Annotated in this window: 20 protein-coding genes and 1 other RNA gene; 16 read left to right on the top strand and 5 right to left on the bottom strand. The window is 38.6% G+C overall.

All coding sequences use genetic code 11. The features are described from left to right. Positions 1-117: 117 nt before the first annotated feature. The 9 genes from B5D82_RS03985 to B5D82_RS03945 all read left to right on the top strand — a co-directional run bounded on the left by B5D82_RS03985 (position 118) and on the right by B5D82_RS03945 (position 9,800). On the top strand, positions 118-423 hold the full coding sequence (locus B5D82_RS03985) for a cell division protein ZapA (protein WP_081149417.1): 306 nt from the start codon (positions 118-120) through the stop codon (positions 421-423). A 140-nt stretch (positions 424-563) separates the two neighbouring features. Next, a non-coding RNA gene (ssrS, locus tag B5D82_RS03980) (6S RNA) lies at positions 564-745 on the top strand. Between the two features lie 2,580 nt (positions 746-3,325). Then, the gene (gene murI / locus B5D82_RS03975) at positions 3,326-4,180 is read left to right on the top strand and encodes a glutamate racemase (RefSeq protein WP_216629018.1); all 855 of its coding nucleotides are present in this window, start codon (positions 3,326-3,328) and stop codon (positions 4,178-4,180) included. 274 nt (positions 4,181-4,454) lie between these two features. Next, the gene (metK, locus tag B5D82_RS03970; protein ID WP_081149415.1) at positions 4,455-5,642 is read left to right on the top strand and encodes a methionine adenosyltransferase; all 1,188 of its coding nucleotides are present in this window, start codon (positions 4,455-4,457) and stop codon (positions 5,640-5,642) included. A 259-nt stretch (positions 5,643-5,901) separates the two neighbouring features. Then, positions 5,902-6,648, top strand: a complete 747-nt coding sequence (gene rsmE, locus B5D82_RS03965) for a 16S rRNA (uracil(1498)-N(3))-methyltransferase (protein ID WP_081149413.1) — start codon at positions 5,902-5,904, stop codon at positions 6,646-6,648. 105 nt (positions 6,649-6,753) lie between these two features. After that, positions 6,754-7,707, top strand: a complete 954-nt coding sequence (gene gshB, locus B5D82_RS03960; protein ID WP_081149412.1) for a glutathione synthase — start codon at positions 6,754-6,756, stop codon at positions 7,705-7,707. A 75-nt stretch (positions 7,708-7,782) separates the two neighbouring features. Further along, positions 7,783-8,337, top strand: a complete 555-nt coding sequence (locus B5D82_RS03955; RefSeq protein WP_081149410.1) for a YqgE/AlgH family protein — start codon at positions 7,783-7,785, stop codon at positions 8,335-8,337. Then, the gene (ruvX, locus tag B5D82_RS03950; protein ID WP_081149408.1) at positions 8,337-8,774 is read left to right on the top strand and encodes a Holliday junction resolvase RuvX; all 438 of its coding nucleotides are present in this window, start codon (positions 8,337-8,339) and stop codon (positions 8,772-8,774) included. The genes B5D82_RS03955 and ruvX overlap by 1 nt, the downstream gene beginning before the upstream one ends. A 93-nt stretch (positions 8,775-8,867) precedes the next feature. Continuing rightward, positions 8,868-9,800, top strand: coding sequence for an AEC family transporter (locus tag B5D82_RS03945; protein ID WP_081149405.1), 933 nt, complete (start codon positions 8,868-8,870; stop codon positions 9,798-9,800). Positions 9,801-9,819: 19 nt separating this feature from the next. Here the strand turns inward: B5D82_RS03945 and B5D82_RS03940 are convergent, their stop codons facing one another. The 3 genes from B5D82_RS03940 to B5D82_RS03930 all read right to left on the bottom strand — a co-directional run bounded on the left by B5D82_RS03940 (position 9,820) and on the right by B5D82_RS03930 (position 12,809). Then, positions 9,820-10,365 (bottom strand): DsrE family protein, encoded by a 546-nt coding sequence (locus B5D82_RS03940; RefSeq protein ID WP_081149403.1) that lies wholly within the window; start codon positions 10,363-10,365, stop codon positions 9,820-9,822. A gap of 246 nt (positions 10,366-10,611) precedes the next feature. Then, positions 10,612-11,739, bottom strand: a complete 1,128-nt coding sequence (locus tag B5D82_RS03935; RefSeq protein ID WP_081149402.1) for a PilT/PilU family type 4a pilus ATPase — start codon at positions 11,737-11,739, stop codon at positions 10,612-10,614. Positions 11,740-11,765: 26 nt separating this feature from the next. Then, positions 11,766-12,809 (bottom strand): type IV pilus twitching motility protein PilT, encoded by a 1,044-nt coding sequence (locus B5D82_RS03930; protein ID WP_081149400.1) that lies wholly within the window; start codon positions 12,807-12,809, stop codon positions 11,766-11,768. Positions 12,810-12,878: 69 nt separating this feature from the next. On the opposite strand from B5D82_RS03930, the gene B5D82_RS03925 reads away from it, so the two are divergent. From B5D82_RS03925 to tadA, 7 genes are all read left to right on the top strand, one after another. Beyond that, positions 12,879-13,553: a YggS family pyridoxal phosphate-dependent enzyme gene (locus tag B5D82_RS03925; protein ID WP_081149398.1), complete on the top strand. Its 675-nt coding sequence runs from the start codon at positions 12,879-12,881 to the stop codon at positions 13,551-13,553. A 138-nt stretch (positions 13,554-13,691) separates the two neighbouring features. Then, on the top strand, positions 13,692-14,504 hold the full coding sequence (gene proC, locus B5D82_RS03920) for a pyrroline-5-carboxylate reductase (RefSeq protein ID WP_081149397.1): 813 nt from the start codon (positions 13,692-13,694) through the stop codon (positions 14,502-14,504). A gap of 105 nt (positions 14,505-14,609) precedes the next feature. Further along, the gene (locus B5D82_RS03915; protein WP_081149395.1) at positions 14,610-15,158 is read left to right on the top strand and encodes a YggT family protein; all 549 of its coding nucleotides are present in this window, start codon (positions 14,610-14,612) and stop codon (positions 15,156-15,158) included. A 71-nt stretch (positions 15,159-15,229) separates the two neighbouring features. Further along, the gene (locus B5D82_RS03910) at positions 15,230-15,670 is read left to right on the top strand and encodes a DUF4426 domain-containing protein (protein WP_081149393.1); all 441 of its coding nucleotides are present in this window, start codon (positions 15,230-15,232) and stop codon (positions 15,668-15,670) included. A 365-nt stretch (positions 15,671-16,035) separates the two neighbouring features. Then, on the top strand, positions 16,036-16,635 hold the full coding sequence (locus B5D82_RS03905; protein ID WP_081149392.1) for an XTP/dITP diphosphatase: 600 nt from the start codon (positions 16,036-16,038) through the stop codon (positions 16,633-16,635). Position 16,636: 1 nt separating this feature from the next. After that, complete coding sequence (gene hemW, locus B5D82_RS03900) at positions 16,637-17,782, top strand: radical SAM family heme chaperone HemW (protein ID WP_081149390.1); 1,146 nt, start codon at positions 16,637-16,639, stop codon at positions 17,780-17,782. 3 nt (positions 17,783-17,785) lie between these two features. Further along, complete coding sequence (tadA, locus tag B5D82_RS03895; protein ID WP_216629017.1) at positions 17,786-18,343, top strand: tRNA adenosine(34) deaminase TadA; 558 nt, start codon at positions 17,786-17,788, stop codon at positions 18,341-18,343. A 162-nt stretch (positions 18,344-18,505) separates the two neighbouring features. Here tadA and B5D82_RS19835 read toward each other — a convergent pair whose 3' ends face one another. Then, positions 18,506-18,664, bottom strand: a complete 159-nt coding sequence (locus B5D82_RS19835) for a hypothetical protein (RefSeq protein WP_157673835.1) — start codon at positions 18,662-18,664, stop codon at positions 18,506-18,508. A 197-nt stretch (positions 18,665-18,861) separates the two neighbouring features. Further along, positions 18,862-20,295 (bottom strand): membrane-bound lytic murein transglycosylase MltF, encoded by a 1,434-nt coding sequence (gene mltF / locus B5D82_RS03890; protein WP_081154291.1) that lies wholly within the window; start codon positions 20,293-20,295, stop codon positions 18,862-18,864. Between the last annotated feature and the right edge of the window lie 180 nt (positions 20,296-20,475).

Below are 20,475 nucleotides of genomic sequence, written 5' to 3'. Positions count from 1 at the left end.
CTTTATGGCGCACTAAGTTTTGTTATCACTTTTTTTCTTGGTATTACAAGCTAGTAGCGTAATATTTTGAGCTAACGGCTCAATAAACTAATATGATGCATTGAGAATAACAACGCAATGAGCCAACACACAGTTACTATAAATGTTGCCAACAAACGACTAAAAGTCGCTTGTCCTGCTGGCCATGAGTCTGCGTTGTTGCAAGCGGCGAATGAAATAAACCAACGTTTAGAGCAAGACGCCAAGAAATCTCAATCAGTAAAATCCCCCGAACAAGCCTTAGTTATGATGTCATTAAACCTTGCCCATGATTTACTTCAAACTCGTAATGATTTAGAGCAAGAACGTGAAAAAATGCAAAGCAAAATCGAATTGCTACAAGCGACTATTGAACAAGCGGTAAACCGCCCAAAAACTGCCTAACTAACCCATTTACTGTTTTATAGATTTTAAATAAAGTTCTTTCCGTTCAAAGAAACTTCAATTTGTTCAAGCATTAAGCAATCAGGTCTTACAAGTGATAAAAGACTTAATTCGGCCGCTAATTTTCGCTATAATGGTTTCGACTTCTGGGGTGTTTGTATGTGAACTATGTCCCTGAGCCGATAAGTTTTACCTAAGGATGTTGATTATTAGCTATTGTGCAAGCCCGGCTCGTATCGGGAAGCCTACGGTTAGAATGATACGTCCGCCCTGAACACCCGGTGTTCAGGACAAATGTGAACTGCGGCACCTTGGAAGTCACCTTTCTCTTATTTAATATTTCCCATTATTTATCACCACCCTCATTCCGTTTGTTTTTCAACACCTTAAATATCAATGATATGTCCGCGCAGCACTAAACAAGCACCCGGTGTTCAGGACAAATGTGAACTGCGGCACCTTGGAAGTCACTTTCTCTTATTTAATATTTCCCATTATTTATCACCACCTTCATTCCGTTTATTTTTCAACACCGTAAATATCATGATATGTCCGCGCAGCACTAAACAAGCACCCGGTGTTCAGGACAAATGTGAACTGCGGCACCTTGGAAGTCACCTTTCTCTTATTTAATATTTCCCATTATTTATCACCACCCTCATTCCGTTTATTTTTCAACACCATAAATATCAATGATATGTCCGCGCAGCACTAAACAAGCACCCGGTGTTCAGGACAAATGTGAACTGCGGCACCTTGGAAGTCACCTTTCTCTTATTTAATATTTCCCATTATTTATCACCACCTTCATTCCGTTTATTTTTCAACACCGTAAATATCATGATATGTCCGCGCAGAACTAAACAAGCACCCGGTGTTCAGGACAAATGTGAACTGCGGCACCTTGGAAGTCACCTTTCCAAATTCTCCCCGATATTCCCATAAAAATAAATATAACCAGCAACGCTAAAATTGTAGGTCAGGCTTCAGCCCGTCAAACTAACGGTACTGATACCTTGATAAATTCAACAACTAAAATGTTCTGTTAAATACCATTTTACCATTGACGGCGTAAACACCGACCTACAAAGTAAATCATTGCACACACTAACACTGCCAACAGCGCTAAAATGTAGGTCGGGCTTCAGCCCGTCAAACTAACGGTACTGATACCTTGATAAATTCAACAACTAAAATCTTCTGTTAATTACCATTTTACCATTGTCGGCGTAAACACCGACCTACAAGAGAAATCATTGCGCACACTAACACTGCCAACAGCACTAAAATTGTAGGTCGGGCTTCAGCCCGTCAAACTAACGGTACTGATACCTTGATAAAATCAACAACTAAAATGTTCTGTTAATTACCATTTTACCATTGACGGCGTAAACACCGACCTACAAAGTAAATCATTGCGCACATTAACACTGCCACCAGCTCTAAAATTGTAGGTCGGGCTTCAGCCCGTCAAACTATCGGTACTGATACCTTGATAAAATCGACAACTAAAATATTCTGTTAAATACCAAGTTACCATTGACGGCGTAAACACCGACCTACAAAGTAAATCATTGCGCACATTACTCAGACAGTCGCGCTAAAATTGTAGGTCGGGCTTCAGCCCGTCAAACTAACGGTACCGATACCTTGATAAATTCAACAACTAAAATGTTCTGTTAATTACCATTTTACCATTGACGGCGTAAACACCGACCTACAAAGTAAATCATTGCGCACATTAACACTGCCACCAGCTCTAAAATTGTAGGTCGGGCTTCAGCCCGTCAAACTATCGGTACTGATACCTTGATAAAATCGACAACTAAAATATTCTGTTAAATACCAAGTTACCATTGACGGCGTAAACACCGACCTACAAAGTAAATCATTGCGCACATTACTCAGACAGTCGCGCTAAAATTGTAGGTCGGGCTTCAGCCCGTCAAACTAACGGTACCGATACCTTGATAAATTCAACAACTAAAATATTCTGTTAAATACCAAGTTACCATTGACGGCGTAAACACCGACCTACAAAGTAAATCATTGCGCACACTAACACTGCCAACAGCACTAAAATTGTAGGTCGGGCTTCAGCCCGTCAAACTAACGGTACTAACACCTTGATAAAATCAACAACTAAAATGTTCTGTTAAATACCATTTTACCATTGACGGCGTAAACACCGACCTACAAAGTAAATCATTGCGCACACTAACACTGCCAACAGCGCTAAAATGTAGGTCGGGCTTCAGCCCGTAAAACTAACGGTACCGATACCTTGATAAATTCAACAACTAAAATGTTCTGTTAAATACCAATTTACCATTGTCGGCGTAAACACCGACCTACAAAGTAAATCATTGCGCACACTAACACTGCCACCTACGCTATATTTGTAGGTCGGGCTTCAGCCCGTCAAACTATCGGTACCGATACCTTGATAAATTCAACAACTAAAATATTCTGTTAAATACCATTTTACCATTGTCGGCGTAAACACCGACCTACAAGAGAAATCATTGCGCACTTACACTGCCACCAACGCTAAAATTGTAGGTCGGGCTTCAGCCCGTAAAACTAACGGTACTAACACCTTGATAAAATCAACAACTAAAATGTTCTGTTAATTACCATTTTACCATTGTCGGCGTAAACACCGACCTACAAAGTAAATCATTGCGCACACTAACACTGCCAACAGCACTACAATTGTAGGTCGGGCTTCAGCCCGTCAAATTTGTTCATTATTAGAAACGCTGATAGAAGGCAGAAATAATCTTGATTACGATATTTAGCAAGTCACGTTGCTTTATCTAAATATGTATAGATCTCATTTGGTTGTTGATAATATACTTAGCACAACTAACTACACCTCGATCTAAGCTGTACTTACTGAATGCCCACGCAAAAAATAGCTGATATAAAAGCTCCTGTTTCAACCTTAAAAAGTGAGCTTCAAACGATAAATGCGGAGCCTATTGGAATATTCGACTCCGGCGTGGGTGGTTTATCTATCGCGCAATGCATAAATCAGCACTTGCCCAATGAAAACTTACTCTATGTTGCCGATACTTTATATGCACCTTATGGTGAAAAGTCGTCTGAGTTTATTCAGCAACGCGTTAATGAAATAGCTCAGTGGTTTATCGAACGCAAGGCCAAAGCAATTGTTGTTGCCTGTAATACCGCGACCGTAAATGCGATTGATCAACTCCGTAAAAATATTTTAATTCCTGTTATTGGTGTAGAACCCGCCATAAAGCCAGCGGTAAACTTAAGCAAAAATAAAAAAGTGGCGATATTAGTGACAAAAGCTACAGCTCAAAACCCGCGTTTTTTAGCCTTAGTTGCACAATATAGTCAAAACAGCGATGTAATTGTTCAGCCCTGTCCTGGCTTAGTCGAGCTTATAGAACAAGATAAGAAAAACGCGTCTGAGTGCAAATTAATGTTAACCGGTTATCTACAACCCTTGCTGGAAAAAGGCGTTGATACTATCGTTTTAGGTTGTACACATTATCCGTTAGTAAAAAACTTGATTAACGAAATATGTGGCAACAGTGTCGTGATCATGGAAACTGCATTACCAGTAACCGAACAATTACAGCGACAATTAGCGTTACATCAACTTATTAATACCAGTAACAACCTAGGTACAACTAGCTTTTATAGTTCAAAGTGCTGCGCAACTCAGCAAGCACTCTTTAATCACATTTGGCAACGCCCATTGCAATTGAATAGTTATCCTTAAGCCTTAAAAGTTATCTCACGTAAGCCTTTGCTAGAAATCTTCGCATTTCAACAAACATTAGCTGGCAAATAACTGTCACATAAATTATTCAAACATACATACCATTTAAAGACGTTTAGCCATCTAGGCGTAAATAACTCTAGGAATAAGTTAACTAAACAGTTAGAATATCGCCATTAAAGACTAATACTAATTCTGCGGCTATCGCACAGTGACTAATAAACGAGTTCGATTGGTATAAGATTGTTTTTCAGTTAAATTTTACAGAGGGTTTATGTCAACACACCTTTTTACTTCTGAGTCAGTGTCAGAAGGACATCCAGATAAAATAGCCGATCAAATTTCTGATGCGGTTTTAGATGCTATTATTGCCAAAGACAAACATGCACGTGTTGCTTGTGAAACTATGGTAAAAACTGGTGTTGCGATTATTTCTGGTGAAGTTTCAACAACAGCTTGGGTAGATTTAGAAAGAATTACCCGTGATGTTATTTCAGATATTGGTTACACATCTTCTGATGTTGGCTTTGATGGCGAAACGTGCGGCATTATGAACTTAATTGGTCAACAATCACCAGAAATTGCCCAAGGTGTTGACCGTGTAAAGCCTGAAGACCAAGGTGCTGGTGACCAAGGTTTAATGTTTGGTTATGCCACCAATGAAACCGAAACTTTAATGCCTGCGCCGTTATACTATTCTCACCGTTTAGTTGAACGCCAAGCTGAAGCGCGTAAGTCAGGTATATTGCCTTGGTTACGTCCAGATGCAAAAAGCCAAGTTACCTTTATATATGAAGATAACAAACCGGTAGCGATTGATACGGTTGTTTTGTCTACACAACACAACCCTGATATTAAACAAGAAGATTTACACGATGCGGTAATGGAAAACATTATCAAGCATGTGTTACCGGCAGAATTATTAACTAAAGACACTAAATACCATATCAACCCTACTGGTCGTTTTGTTATTGGTGGCCCAGTTGGTGATTGTGGCTTAACAGGTCGTAAAATTATTGTTGATACTTATGGCGGCATGGCACGTCATGGTGGTGGTGCTTTCTCTGGTAAAGATCCATCAAAAGTCGATCGTAGTGCGGCTTATGCCGGCCGTTATGTGGCTAAAAACATTGTTGCCGCGGGCTTGGCTGATCGTTGTGAGATTCAAATATCATACGCGATTGGTGTTGCTGAACCGACTTCAATTTCAATTGATAGTTTTGGCACCGGTAAAGTATCTGAAGAGCGTTTAGTTGAAATTGTACGTGAACACTTTGACTTACGCCCATACGGTATAACTAAAATGTTAGACCTGCTACACCCGATGTATAAGCAAACAGCTGCTTATGGTCACTTTGGTCGCGAACCATTTGAAATGACTGTTGGCGATGATACCTTCACAGCATTTAGCTGGGAAAAAACAGATAAAGCTGAAGCGTTACGTTTATCTGCTGGTATTTAATCACAATGTTTGTTTAACAAAAACCGCTCATTGAGCGGTTTTTGCTTTTAGGCACCACTAAAATAAATAAAGTCTATTATTTTCCTATCTATCAATTGAATTTAGTATTCTATGCCCTTATCTACAGGCTATGTTAAAATTTTAGCCAATAACAAACCCTTGCAAAAAACATTAGCCTTTCATCAATAATAGCCTTAGCGTCAATAGTTAATGTAAACTCAACAAACTAAGAATAAATTAGCCGATATGGATAACCTTTATGCGTAACCCTCGTATTTACCAAGCACAAGCATTTGAAGTAGGTCAGAGCCAAGCGTTAAATGACGATGCTTTTGGCCATATTGTGCGAGTATTACGTCTTAAGAACGGTGACGACATTACGTTGTTTAATGGCGTAGCAGAACAAGCAGGATACTTTGAGTATCAAGCCAAACTTGTTAACGTGGGTAAAAAAAGTGCTGATGTAGAGATAATAGCTAAAGAATTGGTCGCAAATGAATCGCCACTTAATATACATTTAGCCCAAGGTATTTCACGTGGTGATCGCATGGATTTTACCTTGCAAAAGTCTGTAGAGTTAGGGGTTAATACTATTACACCAATTTTCACTGAACGTTGTGGTGTAAAACTTAGTGGCGAGCGTTTAGAGAAAAAACACCAGCAATGGCAAAAAATTGTCAACAGTGCTTGTGAACAAAGTGGTCGTTGTGCGGTCCCTATAGTGGCAGCACCGATTTATTTAGACCAATGGTTACAGCAAGAAAGTACAGCGTTAAAACTAAATTTACACCCTAAAGCCGAACATTCTATTATGAGTTTACCGATAGAAAATCAAAGGGTTCGCTTATTAATTGGCCCTGAAGGCGGCTTAAGTGATGATGAAATTGCCAGTGCCAACACGGCAGGGTTTCATGATGTTTTGCTTGGGCCTAGAGTACTGAGAACTGAAACAGCAGCCCTGACGGCAATTACGGCACTACAATGTCGTTACGGTGATTTAAATTAACGTAGCGTTAAGTTACAGACCGCGCATAATGATTAACAGAATTTAACCGCTTGCTGCACTTAGAGTGTGTAAAGCATTTATAATGAATAACATTTAGGAAAAAATATGAGCATAAAAATTGGCGTTGTTATGGACCCTATTTCCGAAGTCAAAGTAAAAAAAGACTCTTCAATGGCCATGATGCTTGAAGCGCAAGCGCGCGGATATGAAATTTATTACATGGAGATGCAAGATCTCTACTTAGAGCAAGGCGTTTGTCGCGCAACAGCCGCAAAAGTAAAAGTATTTGACGATACTGAACATTGGTATGAATTAGACGAACGCGAAGACATTAATGTTGCTGACTTAGACGCCGTATTGATGCGTAAAGATCCGCCGTTTGATACAGAGTTTATTTATGCTACTTACATGTTAGAGCGTGCTGAAGTTGCAGGTACGTTAATTGTTAATAAGCCACAAAGCTTACGTGATTGTAACGAGAAGCTATTTACCGCTTGGTTCCCAGAGTTAACACCAAAAACATTGGTAACGCGAAATAATCAAAAGATCAGAGAATTTCATAAAGAAAACAAAGATATTATCATCAAACCTTTGGATGGTATGGGCGGCTCATCCATTTTCCGAATAGGTGAGAATGATCCTAATGTTGGCGTAATTCTCGAAACTTTAACGGCACATTCGACACAATATGCTATGGTTCAAGAGTACCTTCCAGAAATTGTTGACGGTGATAAACGTATATTAATCGTTAACGGTGAACCAATGCCTTATTGTTTAGCGCGTATTCCTGCACAAGGAGAAACTCGCGGTAATTTGGCCGCTGGTGGGCGCGGTGTAGCACGTCCTCTTAGTGCTAGCGATAAACTTATTGCAGAAACTATTGCTCCAGAGTTGAAAAAACGCGGTTTATTTTTTGTTGGTTTAGATGTTATTGGCGACAAAGTCACTGAAATCAATGTCACTAGCCCAACGTGTATTCGCGAAATTGAAGCAGCATACCCAATAAATATTAGCGGTAAATTAATGGATGCTATCGAGCAGAACATTAAAAAACGCTAATTTAATCCGTTTAGTATTAGATGCTAAAGGCATGTGGCTTTTAGCGTATTTCTTCTTGATTATTAAGGTATATTTATGAATAGTTTTGAAAATCAACTTTTGATTGCTATGCCCAATTTAGACGACTCCTATTTCAATAAAACGGTAACTTATATCTGTGAGCATAATGCTGAAGGTGCCATGGGTTTGATCATAAACCTTCCAATCAATGTCACCCTGAATGAATTATTGACTCAAATTGATGAAGACAAAATTGATGCACCGGAGTTAGACCAGCAAGTATTAACCGGTGGTCCAGTATCACAAGATCGAGGTTTTGTATTACACAGTACTCAAACGGGATGGAATAGTTCTTTAGCCTTAACCGATGATGTAATGATCACTACCTCAAAAGATATTTTAATGGCGCTTGGTACAGAAGGGGCACCGGCAAAATTTATGGTAACTCTTGGCTATGCTGGTTGGGGTCCTGGGCAGTTAGAAGAAGAAATAAAAGCTAACTCTTGGCTGCTAACGCCTGCCGATGGCGATATTATATTTGATACGCCCATTGAACAGCGCTGGAAAAAAGCCACCGAAAAAATGGGTATTGATATGGCACATTTATCCAGTGAGATTGGGCATGCATAATGGCGAGTAAAGCAGTGGTTGGTGAACGTACAATACTCGGTTTTGATTTTGGTAAAAAGTATATTGGTGTTGCCGTTGGACAAGAGTTAACTGGCTCAGCTTCGCCTTTGGGCTCAGTTAAAGCGCGTGATGGCATTCCTGATTGGGATGGCATGACTAAGTTTATCAAGGAGTGGCAGCCAGACTTTATTGTGGTAGGTTTACCGCTAAATATGGATGGCAGCGAGCAGCAATTGACCCATGACGCTAAAAAGTTTGGTAACCGGGTGTCTGGCCGTTTTGGACTTAAAGTTGAGTTTCAAGATGAACGGCTAACCACAGCTACCGCTAAAGAAGCCTTATTCGCTGAAGGTGGTTATCGCAATCTTAAAAAAGATAACATCGACGCAGCATCGGCAAAATTAATTATAGAAAGTTACTTTGAAAATCAATATTAATCCTAGCAAGCAAAATAAAACGACTCAATCATTAACATTACCTTGGCCTTGTTGGTTTTGGCTTACAACATCACCTTCTAATATAGGCGTTTAATGAATACTTTTACGCTTATTAGCCCATTAATTATTGTTGGCTTTATTGGTTTTTTATTGGCTAAAAGTGGCTGGTTTAATAAAGACCAAGTTAATACGCTGACTAGATTTACCTTTAATGTTGCTATTCCGGCCTTTTTATTTCAACAGCTGGCCAATGCCGATATGAGCACCATAGATTTAAATATCTATAGTGCTTTTTATTTACCTTTGTTACTGGTTTATGGCTTGGCTTTGGCGATAAACTATTATTTTCATAAACATTTAAATCATGATCTTCCCGCCTCAGCCGTTTACGCTTTTGGCGCCGGTTATTCAAATAACGTTATTGTGGGAATGCCTATCGCTTTAATGGTATTAGGTGAGCAAGTTTTACCGACAATATTTCTGGTGGTGAGTTTACACAGTGCGCTGTTAATTGGCATAACAAGTGTGTTGGCGGTTAACATTGCACAGTTTAATTGGCCAATATTTTTAAAACAAACCTTTTTCAACCCATTATTAATTGCCATAACAGGTGGTTTTGTTATTAATTTAATGGCGATAGAGTTACCAGTCATAATTAATAACAGCTTGTTATTATTAGGTAAGCCTGCAATTACATTGGCACTTTTTTTACTCGGTGCCTCATTAGCTTTTTATAGAATCCGTAGTGAAGTTAGATTTATTATAACTGCCAGTGTATTAAAACTTTTACTGTTACCAAGTTTAATCCTGATAACTAGTCATTATATATTTCATTTTCCAACGCTAACCACCATGACCTTAGTTATTTTAAGTGCAAGCCCTGCTGGGGTAAATGCCTATTTAATTGCTAAACAGCATGCAAAACATCAAGAAACCATAGCCGGAATAGTGGTTGTTACCACGTTAATATCTACCGTTTCTATTCCGTTATGGATATGGGGCTTGTCGAGTGTTTTCAGCCTATAAAGCAGCGTAAGATAGTCCACTAGAATGGATTAAGTGTATAACCTTGGTTTTGTAATACTGCGTGCGCTGTCATTGCTGATAATGCCATTTTAACGCCAGGCATAATCATTTCATTGGTAATATTGTGGTACGCTGCCGATTGACCACATAAGTAAATTGTTACCTGGTTTTTCATTAAATTTTGCAACAATGCATTATTAGCATTTTTTTGCTGAAATTTTTCTTGATACAACTGCTCTTTTAATAAGTCAAAGCCGGCTTTGCCATGTACCACTAGTGCTAAATTGATATTTTCTAACGGTACGCCATTTGCTACATGCATATTTATAAAACGCGCTAGCGTTTCAATTTTGCCATTAACTTTACCAACCCCGCCTTGCTCGCCAATATCAAAAGCAACATTAAAAGTGGCATTATTCTCAAGCTTAAGGTCTTGCTGAACTTTCGCATGTTTACCGTAGTTTTTTATTACCGGGCCAGCCGAAAACTTATCCGCACTCGCCATTGCGATATTAGTGGTAATTAAAGCAAAAATAATCATGATAAAACGTATTCTTGATAACATTGGATGGTCCTTTTATTGTGAGTAAATAATTCTATAAACTGAAACTTGCTAGCAATAAAGAAATTGCTTTAATTTTAACCAATAGAGTAATATATTTATCAGTTACTAAGATGGCATGTAATGGTCATATACGCGCAATATTACCATGTAAAATACTCTGGCTTAGGCAATGAACACAGAAGCTACAAACTAAAAAGCATGCCGATAATAAGCATGCTTTTTAGTAGTTACTGACTTCAATAAACCTTAGTCTTCTTTCGGCGCTATACCATCAATAGTTACACCAGACAGTGATCCTGTTCCACCTTGATCATTACTACGCAGTTTGATCATTAAGCGTAAATCATTTGGTGAATCTGCATGATGTAGGGCATCAGCGTAATTAATCAGACCTTGTTGATATAAATTAAAAAGTGCTTGGTCAAATGTTTGCATACCTTGATCAGTAGACTTTTCCATCACTTCTTTAATACTACCGATATCACCTTTTTTGATTAACTCAGCAATATAAGGCGAGTTTAGTAAGATTTCTATCGCGGCTAAACGACCATTACCATCACGTGTTGGAATTAATTGTTGAGCGACTATGCCTCGTAGGTTTAACGCAAGATCAAACAGTAACTTACCATGCTGGTCTGCTGGGACTAAATGCATAATACGATCGATAGCTTGGTTTGCGTTGTTGGCATGCAGGGTAGCGATACACAAGTGACCCGTTTCTGCGAAACTCAATGCATGCTCCATGGTTTCTTGGTTTCGAATTTCACCAATCAATATAACGTCAGGGGCTTGGCGTAAAGAGCTTTTTAGCGCAGCACCAAAACTTTCTGTATCTAGCCCTACTTCACGTTGCGTGACCATACATTTAGCATGTTCATGTACAAATTCAACCGGATCTTCTATGGTCAAAATATGGCCACGAGAATTTTTATTACGATAGCCAATTAACGCGGCCATGGAGGTTGATTTACCCGTGCCTGTGCCACCAACAAACAAGACTAAGCCACGCTTTGACATCACCACATCTTTGAGTACCGAAGGTAAACCAAGATCATCCGCTTCTGGTATTTCGGTCACAATACGACGAATAACCATGCCAGCCATATCACGTTGCCAAAATGCTGAAACACGAAATCGGCCAATACCCTCAATTGAAATTGCGAAGTTACATTCTTTCTCTTCGTCAAATTCAAGCTTTTGCTTCTGTGACATCGCGTCGTGAACCAAACCTAAAGAATCGGCTGCTGATAAAACCTGATCATCAATAGGAACAAGTTCACCATTAACTTTTGCACTTACCGGCAATTTAGCCGTAACAAACATATCTGATGCTTCGTGATGCACCATTTTTTGTAATAAGTCATGAAAATTCATTTAATTACCTTTTGCTGTTTTCGATACTAGTAACCGCTAAATTGGTTTTTATCTTGTGCTTTGTCCATAGCATCTTGTCTGGTGATCATGCCTCGACTGACTAGGTTTTGTAAGCATTGATCCATAGTTTGCATGCCATGAGACATACCGGTTTGAATAACAGAATACATTTGCGCAATTTTATCTTCACGGATAAGGTTACGAATTGCTGGCACACCCATCATAATTTCGTGCGCAGCTACACGACCACCGCCTACTTTTTTAACCAGTGTTTGAGAAATTACCGCACGTAATGATTCTGAAAGCATTGAACGTACCATGGCTTTTTCTTCACCTGGAAATACATCAATAATACGGTCAATAGTTTTTGGCGCTGAGGTTGTATGCAAAGTACCAAAAACTAAATGGCCGGTTTCAGCAGCGGTCATCGCTAAACGTATAGTTTCTAAATCACGCATCTCACCAACCAAAATAACATCGGGGTCTTCACGTAGCGCTGAACGTAATGCCGCGCTAAAACTTAAGGTATCGCGATGTACTTCACGTTGGTTAATTAAACATGAATGGTTTTGATGAACAAATTCGATTGGGTCTTCAATGGTTAAAATATGATCGTGTTTAGTTTTATTTATATGATCAACCATCGCCGCGAGCGTGGTTGATTTACCTGAACCCGTAGGGCCAGTAACCAAAACTAAGCCACGAGGTAATTCTGAAATATCGCGAAATATATCAGGACAACCTAAATCGTCTAATGACAATATTTTGCTAGGAATGGTACGAAATACAGCTGCCGGACCACGGTTTTGGTTGAAGGCATTGACCCTGAAGCGTGCTAAATTTGGCACTTCAAAAGAGAAATCGACCTCTAAATTTTCTTCATATTCTTTGCGTTGGCGATCATTCATAATATCATAGACCAAAGCGTTGACATCTTTTTCGTCAAATGCTGGTATATTTAGCTTACGCACGTCGCCATCGACGCGTATAGATGGGGGTGTTCCGGTTGATAAATGTAAATCTGAAGCATTATTTTCCACACTAAATGCGAGTAATTCGGTAATATCCATACAAACCTCTGAGTCTAATTAATAATTAACTAACAACTGAATAAGTCATTGAGAACTGAAATAAACAATATGATTGCTATTAAAGATAATATTGCTGCTGTAGAACTGCAAATTTCTTCTGCTTGTCAGCACGCTAAACGCAACGCTAATGAAGTTACTTTGCTTGCCGTTAGTAAAACTAAGCCTATTGAATTGCTCGAACAAGCTTACAGCGCTGGGCAACGAAATTTTGGCGAAAGCTATGTACAAGAAGCGGTTGAAAAAATTACCGCATTGCAAAATAAGACGGATATAACGTGGCATTTTATTGGCCCAATTCAAACGAATAAAACCAAGTTAATTGCCAGCCACTTTTCTTGGGTACATAGTGTAGATAGAATCAAAGTTGCAAAACGCCTTAACGAGCATAGGTCTGGTCAAGATACCGTGCTAAACATTTGTTTACAAGTGAATATTAGTGGCGAATTAAGTAAATCGGGCGTTTTACCTCAAGAGCTTCCTGCACTACTTGCTGCTATCGAAAATTGTGACAATTTATGCTTACGGGGATTAATGGCAATTCCAGAAAAAAATGCTTCTCAAGCAAGCTTTATCGAGATGCAAAACTTATTTTTGAAACTTAAAAAGCAATACCTAAGCATGGACACCTTATCAATGGGTATGTCAGCGGATTTGCAACTTGCAATTAATGCAGGATCTACCATGGTTCGCATAGGTTCAGCAATATTTGGCGCTAGAAGCTAAATAAGTCAGCCAAAAAAATAGTACAATAGGACAAATTAAGTTCCTACTAGTAATAGTGGTGGATTTAACATAGATAGAATTTTGATATTTGAACAAAGAATTATACTCATTGAATCAGCAATACTTGATAGGAAAATTATGAAAAAAATAGCTTTTATTGGCGCAGGCAACATGAACGGTGCAATTATTTCGGGACTGATAAATGGCGGTTTTAATCCTGAACATATTATCGTATCAAATCCTTCAGCAGAAAAGCGTTTAGCACTGCAAGCAGCGCATGGTATTAAGCAAACACAGTGTAATATTGAAGCCACAACTTTTGCTGACGTTATTGTGCTTGGCGTTAAGCCTTACCTTATTGAAGAAGTTTGCCAACATTTAGGTAAAAATATCGATATTACCGATAAATGTTTTATCTCTGTTGCAGCAGGATGCACCATTAAGCAAATAGAGCTTGCGTTAGTTAAGCCCTGCACTGTGATCAGAACTATGCCAAACACCCCGGCACAACTCGGTTGTGGGGTATCTGGAATATATGCTAACGCTCACACGACTGAAGAAGAAAAAGCTTTCACAACCACACTTATGGAGTCTGTTGGCATCGTTAAATGGTTAACTTCTGAAGAACAAATTGATCATATTATTGCTGTGTCAGGCTCAGCCCCAGCCTACTTTTTCTTGTTTATGGAAGCGATGCAAAAGCAGGCTATAGCTTACGGTTTTAGTGAGCAAGATAGTCGAGAGCTAGTACAACAGACCGCGTTAGGTGCCGCTAAAATGGTGATTGAAAATAAACTCCCTATTGGCAAACTGCGCGAAAACGTTACCTCTAAAGGCGGTACAACCCAAGCAGCATTAACCTCTTTTATTGATGGTGGTTTAGAAAAGCTGGTATCCAATGCCATGAATTGTGCCGTAGATCGCGCTAAAGAAATGGCGAAAACGGCTTAATAGTATTACTATCAGCACACTTGAAGTATTAAATATTTAAATAGTCAGTAAAATACTGATTATTTTAGTTTTTTTATATTATAAATTAAAATTTTGGAGTTTTCGATGGAAGCAATTAATTACTTGCTTAAATTTGCTTTTGACACATTTCTGATGGTTTTAGTGTTGCGAGTTTGGCTACAACTTGTTCGCGCTGATTTTTACAATCCACTTAGTCAGTTTATTGTTAAAGTGAGTAACCCGTTAGTTATCCCATTGCGCCGCATTATTCCAGGTGTAGGTGGCGTTGATTTAGCGACTATTGTGTTAGCTTATATTTTCGCTACCTTAACTTTTATCATTATTCCATTACTCAATGGCGGCCCAATTGATATTCTTTCTGCTTTATATTTAGGATTAATTTATCTCATTAAGCAAACCGGTGTATTGCTGTTTATTATTATGCTTGTAATGGCGTTAATGAGCTGGGTAGTGCAAGGTTACAACCCAACTCAAATGATTTTCAGTCAATTGACAGCGCCGATATTATCTCCAATAAGACGTATTATTCCTAGCATTGGTGGCCTTGATTTATCAGTGCTTATCGCCTTTTTATTATTAAATGTAATTAATATTTTACTTGGCGGTTGGGTGCCATATTGGTCGATGCTATAAACGTTATTTTATCCTAATGAATATCGTCGTATATACTTAACAAGAACGACTTAAATTATAAGGTCAAAAACATGAAAAAATTCATCAGTAAACTCGGGATAATAGCTTTTTTAGCCGTAGCGTTTATGGGGTCTGTTAATGCTGAAAATATGAAAAAAATGGATGACATAAATGTTCATTATATTGCTTTAGGCTCCACTTTTTTAACGCCAGAAATTGCTAAAGCTTATGGTATTGAACGAAGCCGTTATAAAGGTTTGATTAATATTTCAGTGCTTGATAATACACAAGCCAGTCATCCATCTAAAATGGTCAATATAAGCGGTAGAGCGCGTAATGATGTTGGACAAATTAAATCACTAGATTTTATGGAAGTAAAAGAAGGCGACGCGATTTATTATCTAGCGCAGGTCAGTTATACCAACAAAGAAACCATATACTTTGATATTAATATCACCGACAAAGGTAAACAGCATAACTTAAAGTTCACACAAAAATTTTATGTGGATTAAGTTTAGATTGATTAAGTTTAGATTAATTAAATAAAGCCTTTAGGCTAATTTATTATAGTAAAGCGGCAATTGATTTGCCGCTTTTTTATTGACCATTAATGGATTACATAGCGGCTATTCGTCAGCCAATATTACCACACTACTTGCGCTAAGCTTTTATATCTAGCTGAACAACATAATTCCTCATGTGTACTGCAAAATTCAGTGTTTGACGCTCCCCCTTTACTGCAGATTAAGGTATTATGCGCGCCATTGTTTTAATTAATTTATCTCATCGCATACTAACTAATTGGTATCGATACTTGGTAAATGGCTTATTTAGATTAAATATTTAAGCGCGTAATGTAAAAGTATAAGGTGTTTTCATGACCACTATCGTATTAGCAACAGGTAACAAAGGTAAAGTGAACGAGCTGGCAAGTTTGTTGGCAGCACAAAATATTGAAATTAAGCCACAAAGCGAATTCAATGTTGCTGATGTTGCTGAAACTGGCACTACCTTTGTTGAAAACGCGATTATAAAAGCGCGTCATGCAGCAAAAATTACGGGTCTACCCGCTATTGCTGATGATTCTGGTTTAGAAGTTGACGCTTTAAACGGCGCACCTGGGGTTTATTCCGCGCGTTATGCTGGTGAAAACGCTAGTGATGATGATAATACTAACAAGCTTTTAAATGCGCTAGAAAATGTTGCTGATGATAAGCGCACCGCGCGTTTTCACTGTGTTCTGGTTTATATGCGTCATGAAAATGATCCAACCCCACTCATTTGTCATGGTGTTTGGCACGGCACTATCGCTAGAGATAAAGTAGGTGAGCAAGGTTTTGGCTACGATCCTGTATTTTGGCAAGCAGATCACCAAATGACATCAGCACAGTTACCACGAGATTTAAAAAATCAACTTAGCCATCGTGGCCAAGCACTGCAGAAACTTGTGCCGCAGCTTTTAGCAGTATTAGCGTAAGATGTTAATTGCGCCGCCACTCTCGTTATATATTCACATACCTTGGTGTGTTGAAAAATGCCCTTATTGTGACTTTAACTCTCACGCATTAAAACACGCGATTCCAGAGCAAGACTATATTGCACAATTGCTGCTTGATTTAGACAGTGACATTGAACGTTTTAGTCTGAATAACAGACCTTTGCATTCAATTTTTATTGGTGGCGGTACGCCAAGTTTATTTTCAGCCCCCGCTATCGATCAGCTATTAACTGAAGTATTACAGCGTTTTGAACATAAAGCCGATATCGAAATTACCTTAGAAGCGAACCCTGGCACCGTTGAAGCAGAAAAATTTATTGGCTTTTTTAATGGCGGTGTTTCAAGATTATCTATCGGGGTGCAAAGCTTTGCCTCTGATAAATTAATTAAGCTAGGTCGGATTCATGATAGCGAGCAAGCCAAAATAGCAGCAAACTTAGCCAGCGAATGTGGCGTAAAAAGCTTCAATCTTGACTTAATGCATGGCTTACCTGAACAAACGGTAGCCCATGCACTTGATGATTTAAAAACAGCGATTAGTTTAAATCCAAGCCATATTTCTTGGTATCAACTCACCATTGAGCCCAATACTGCGTTTCATTCTAGGCCACCAAAACTCCCGCAAGATGAAGTACTTTGGAATATTCAAGACCAAGGCATTGCGTTATTGAATCAAGCCGGATATCAACAATATGAAATTTCAGCCTACAGCAAGCCTGAATTTCAATGTCAGCATAATCTTAACTATTGGAAGTTTGGCGATTATCTCGGTATTGGCTGCGGTGCTCACGGTAAAATTACTGATGTTACAAACAAAACTATTCACCGGACGGTGAAAGTAAAACATCCAAAAGGGTATTTAGATACCAGCAGAAAAGCACTTGATAAACTGCATACGGTGAGTGCTGAAGAGTTGCCTTTTGAATACATGATGAACCGTTTGCGCCTGTTTTCTGGTTTCTCACTTGAAGAATATCAAGCTTTTACGGGTTTAAGCATCGATAGTGTTTTACCTACATTATTAAAAGCTCAAGATAAAAACTTAATGGAATTTAATGGCACACAATGGTCAGTTAGCAAGCTTGGGCATAGATACCTTAACGATTTATTAGAAATGTTTTTATAATTTATGAAAAGTACCTCAACAGATAAACTTATCACTAAAATCATCAGTCAACCAAGTGATGACGGCTTTTCTGAACTCGACATTAAGTTTATGCGCCGAGCTATTGAACTGGCTAGCATTGCAGACAGCCATAATGAAATACCGGTAGGTGCAGTGGTAGTTTATGCAGGGGAAATTGTGGGCGAAGGCTTTAATCAGTCGATCATGAATAATGACCCCTCAGCACATGCCGAAATGATGGCAATTCGTGATGCAGGCAAAAACTTACACAATTATCGTCTGCTCGATTGCACGCTATATGTCACCCTTGAACCTTGCCCTATGTGTGCAGGTTTGTTGGTACATAGCCGTATAAATCGTTTAGTTTTTGCTAGTGAAGACTTAAAGACAGGAGCAGCTGGCAGCGCATTTTCATTAGTAAACCATGAAAAGCATAATCATCAAGTGAATACAGAATCAGGCCTTTTAGCCGACGAATGTAGCGTTATGCTTTCAGCTTTTTTTAAACGGAGAAGAGCGGAAAAAAAAGCCGAAAAACAAGCAAGAAAATCACAGTTATAAGCTAACTCTATATCGTAGAATGAACTAATAAAAATTTTAACCACGAAAAATTCCACTGATGATCTGGTCTATTTTAGGCAGGGAAAAGGCACTTAGCCAAATGGATTGAGTTCTTGGCAAGCACGTTTATAACAATGCAGTATTTCATTTCAATTTTACGAGTTAGGAGTTCTCTAACTCGTTATTTTCGTTTACTGATGGTGTTTCGTTATGAAACTGCTCAGATGCAAACTGAGTATGTCGACGGTTAGCTAATCTGACTTTGTTACGATGTAATGTTCTTTTTCTTTGGTTACTTACTAAACACTTTTTAATTTTCATATCCACCTCCTTGGCGTACGTTTAACTCATTAGATAAGTGTAGGCGCATAATATATATATCTAAATATACCTGTATTATATATTACTTAAATATTCCCTAAACACTATGTCACTCTAACAATATTTACTATTATCACTCGCATTTATGACACTTTGATGAAATAGCAGATAATGTTTCTGGAGCGTCCTAACATTGTCTAATGTATTTCATTCACCGCCAACTCACTTTTCACTGCGCTATGCTTGGCCTGATCATCCATCCAAGTTAATGTATCATAGTAACGACGAATATTTTCAACATAATTAACCGGTTCGTCGCCACGAGCGTAACCATAGCGAGTTTTTTTATAATATTTTTTCTGTTTTAGTAACGGCAAGCGCTCCTTCACTTCCACCCAACGGTCAGGATCTCCGCCTTGTTGCTTGGTAATTTTACGAGCATCATTTAAATGCCCTAAGCCGATATTATATGAAGCGAGCGCAAACCAAAGTCGATCTGGAGAGGGAACTCGTGCTGGCATACGTGCAATCATTTGCTTAAAATATTTTGCACCACCACGAATACTCTGTTCAGCATCTAAACGACTTTTTATGCCCATTTGTTTTGCGGTCGGCAAGGTTAGCATCATCATACCTCGCACACCGGTATAAGAGCGGGCATGAGGTTCCCAATGCGACTCTTGATAGCTTATAGCCGCTAACAAACGCCAGTCTACCTCTTGTCCATATTTTTCAAAAAGTGGTTGATACTCGGGTAATTTATTTGCAATAGCCTTAATAAACATACGTGTATCGACATAATTAAATTCTTCAATATGGCCATAATGTTTATCATTCAAAGCCAACAATACACCGTTATGATGAACTTGCCCAAAAAACTCAATTACGCTGGCAAAAATAGAATCGTCACTATGTTTATTGATCATCCAAGCTAATGATTCTTCTTTACGAATAGTAAAGCCTATACTGATTTCAGGATAATATCGGCGACTAACGGCCAAAGTATTCGTGTCTGCAATGGTGTAATCAATTTCGTCAGAAAGTACACGCAATAAAAGTTCTTCGCTATCTAATTCACTGGTTGTCGACCATGTCAGTTCCGGATTAGATAATTTTAATTGTGATAAACTTTCTACGTGACTAGAGTGTTCTAATACTTCTAACGTACCCGTTAAATCAGCCAATGTGCGTGGTCTAATATTACCCTGCTTAAAAACTAGCTTTTGACTAACATCATCATAACTTGGTGAAAAATGATAATTTTTAAGACGCTCATCAGTTACCGCTAGCCCAGCAGCGAGTATATCAACGCTACCATTATCAAGCTGTTGAAATAAATCATTTAAATTATAACTAGGCATCATTTTTAATTCGACACCTAAATATTCGGCATATTTTTGCGCAAGTTCATATTCAAAACCTGCGGGCCCTTCGGCGTCAAGGTAATAGCTAGTGTTACCATAAAGTGTGCCTACGGTTAAATAACCACGATCAATAATACGCTGCAAATTTGCAGACGCTTTGTGCGATTCACAAGCAGACAACATGAATATACATGGCACTAGAAACAAGGCCAACAGCTTATTCAAGCTAACTTTAATAGCAAATGATTTTATTTGTGTATTTATCATAATGTCTATTGTCACGTTTATTGAGTTATTTAAAAAGCTATTTTTGCGCAGTGACACATTTTGCCCTCAGAAAATTCGGCTAAAAGGAGACAAATCATTTCTCTAATTGTCCTGTTTCATCTATAATACGCGCGTTTTTTATCCTTAATTTTATTAATTAATATAACCCGGTGAAATAGA

This window comes from Cognaticolwellia beringensis, assembly GCF_002076895.1.
GTDB classification, from domain to species: domain Bacteria; phylum Pseudomonadota; class Gammaproteobacteria; order Enterobacterales; family Alteromonadaceae; genus Cognaticolwellia; species Cognaticolwellia beringensis.
This window is presented reverse-complemented; position numbering and strand designations above follow the sequence as displayed.

What these genes read in the sequence shown, in the direction of transcription:
- B5D82_RS03985 (WP_081149417.1), top strand. Translation starts at nt 118, where the DNA reads ATGAGCCAACACACAGTTACTATAAATGTTGCCAACAAACGACTAAAA.
- murI (WP_216629018.1), top strand. Translation starts at nt 3,326, where the DNA reads ATGCCCACGCAAAAAATAGCTGATATAAAAGCTCCTGTTTCAACCTTA.
- metK (WP_081149415.1), top strand. Translation starts at nt 4,455, where the DNA reads ATGTCAACACACCTTTTTACTTCTGAGTCAGTGTCAGAAGGACATCCA.
- rsmE (WP_081149413.1), top strand. Translation starts at nt 5,902, where the DNA reads ATGCGTAACCCTCGTATTTACCAAGCACAAGCATTTGAAGTAGGTCAG.
- gshB (WP_081149412.1), top strand. Translation starts at nt 6,754, where the DNA reads ATGAGCATAAAAATTGGCGTTGTTATGGACCCTATTTCCGAAGTCAAA.
- B5D82_RS03955 (WP_081149410.1), top strand. Translation starts at nt 7,783, where the DNA reads ATGAATAGTTTTGAAAATCAACTTTTGATTGCTATGCCCAATTTAGAC.
- ruvX (WP_081149408.1), top strand. Translation starts at nt 8,337, where the DNA reads ATGGCGAGTAAAGCAGTGGTTGGTGAACGTACAATACTCGGTTTTGAT.
- B5D82_RS03945 (WP_081149405.1), top strand. Translation starts at nt 8,868, where the DNA reads ATGAATACTTTTACGCTTATTAGCCCATTAATTATTGTTGGCTTTATT.
- B5D82_RS03940 (WP_081149403.1), bottom strand. Translation starts at nt 10,365, where the DNA reads ATGTTATCAAGAATACGTTTTATCATGATTATTTTTGCTTTAATTACC.
- B5D82_RS03935 (WP_081149402.1), bottom strand. Translation starts at nt 11,739, where the DNA reads ATGAATTTTCATGACTTATTACAAAAAATGGTGCATCACGAAGCATCA.
- B5D82_RS03930 (WP_081149400.1), bottom strand. Translation starts at nt 12,809, where the DNA reads ATGGATATTACCGAATTACTCGCATTTAGTGTGGAAAATAATGCTTCA.
- B5D82_RS03925 (WP_081149398.1), top strand. Translation starts at nt 12,879, where the DNA reads ATGATTGCTATTAAAGATAATATTGCTGCTGTAGAACTGCAAATTTCT.
- proC (WP_081149397.1), top strand. Translation starts at nt 13,692, where the DNA reads ATGAAAAAAATAGCTTTTATTGGCGCAGGCAACATGAACGGTGCAATT.
- B5D82_RS03915 (WP_081149395.1), top strand. Translation starts at nt 14,610, where the DNA reads ATGGAAGCAATTAATTACTTGCTTAAATTTGCTTTTGACACATTTCTG.
- B5D82_RS03910 (WP_081149393.1), top strand. Translation starts at nt 15,230, where the DNA reads ATGAAAAAATTCATCAGTAAACTCGGGATAATAGCTTTTTTAGCCGTA.
- B5D82_RS03905 (WP_081149392.1), top strand. Translation starts at nt 16,036, where the DNA reads ATGACCACTATCGTATTAGCAACAGGTAACAAAGGTAAAGTGAACGAG.
- hemW (WP_081149390.1), top strand. Translation starts at nt 16,637, where the DNA reads ATGTTAATTGCGCCGCCACTCTCGTTATATATTCACATACCTTGGTGT.
- tadA (WP_216629017.1), top strand. Translation starts at nt 17,786, where the DNA reads ATGAAAAGTACCTCAACAGATAAACTTATCACTAAAATCATCAGTCAA.
- B5D82_RS19835 (WP_157673835.1), bottom strand. Translation starts at nt 18,664, where the DNA reads ATGAAAATTAAAAAGTGTTTAGTAAGTAACCAAAGAAAAAGAACATTA.
- mltF (WP_081154291.1), bottom strand. Translation starts at nt 20,295, where the DNA reads ATGATAAATACACAAATAAAATCATTTGCTATTAAAGTTAGCTTGAAT.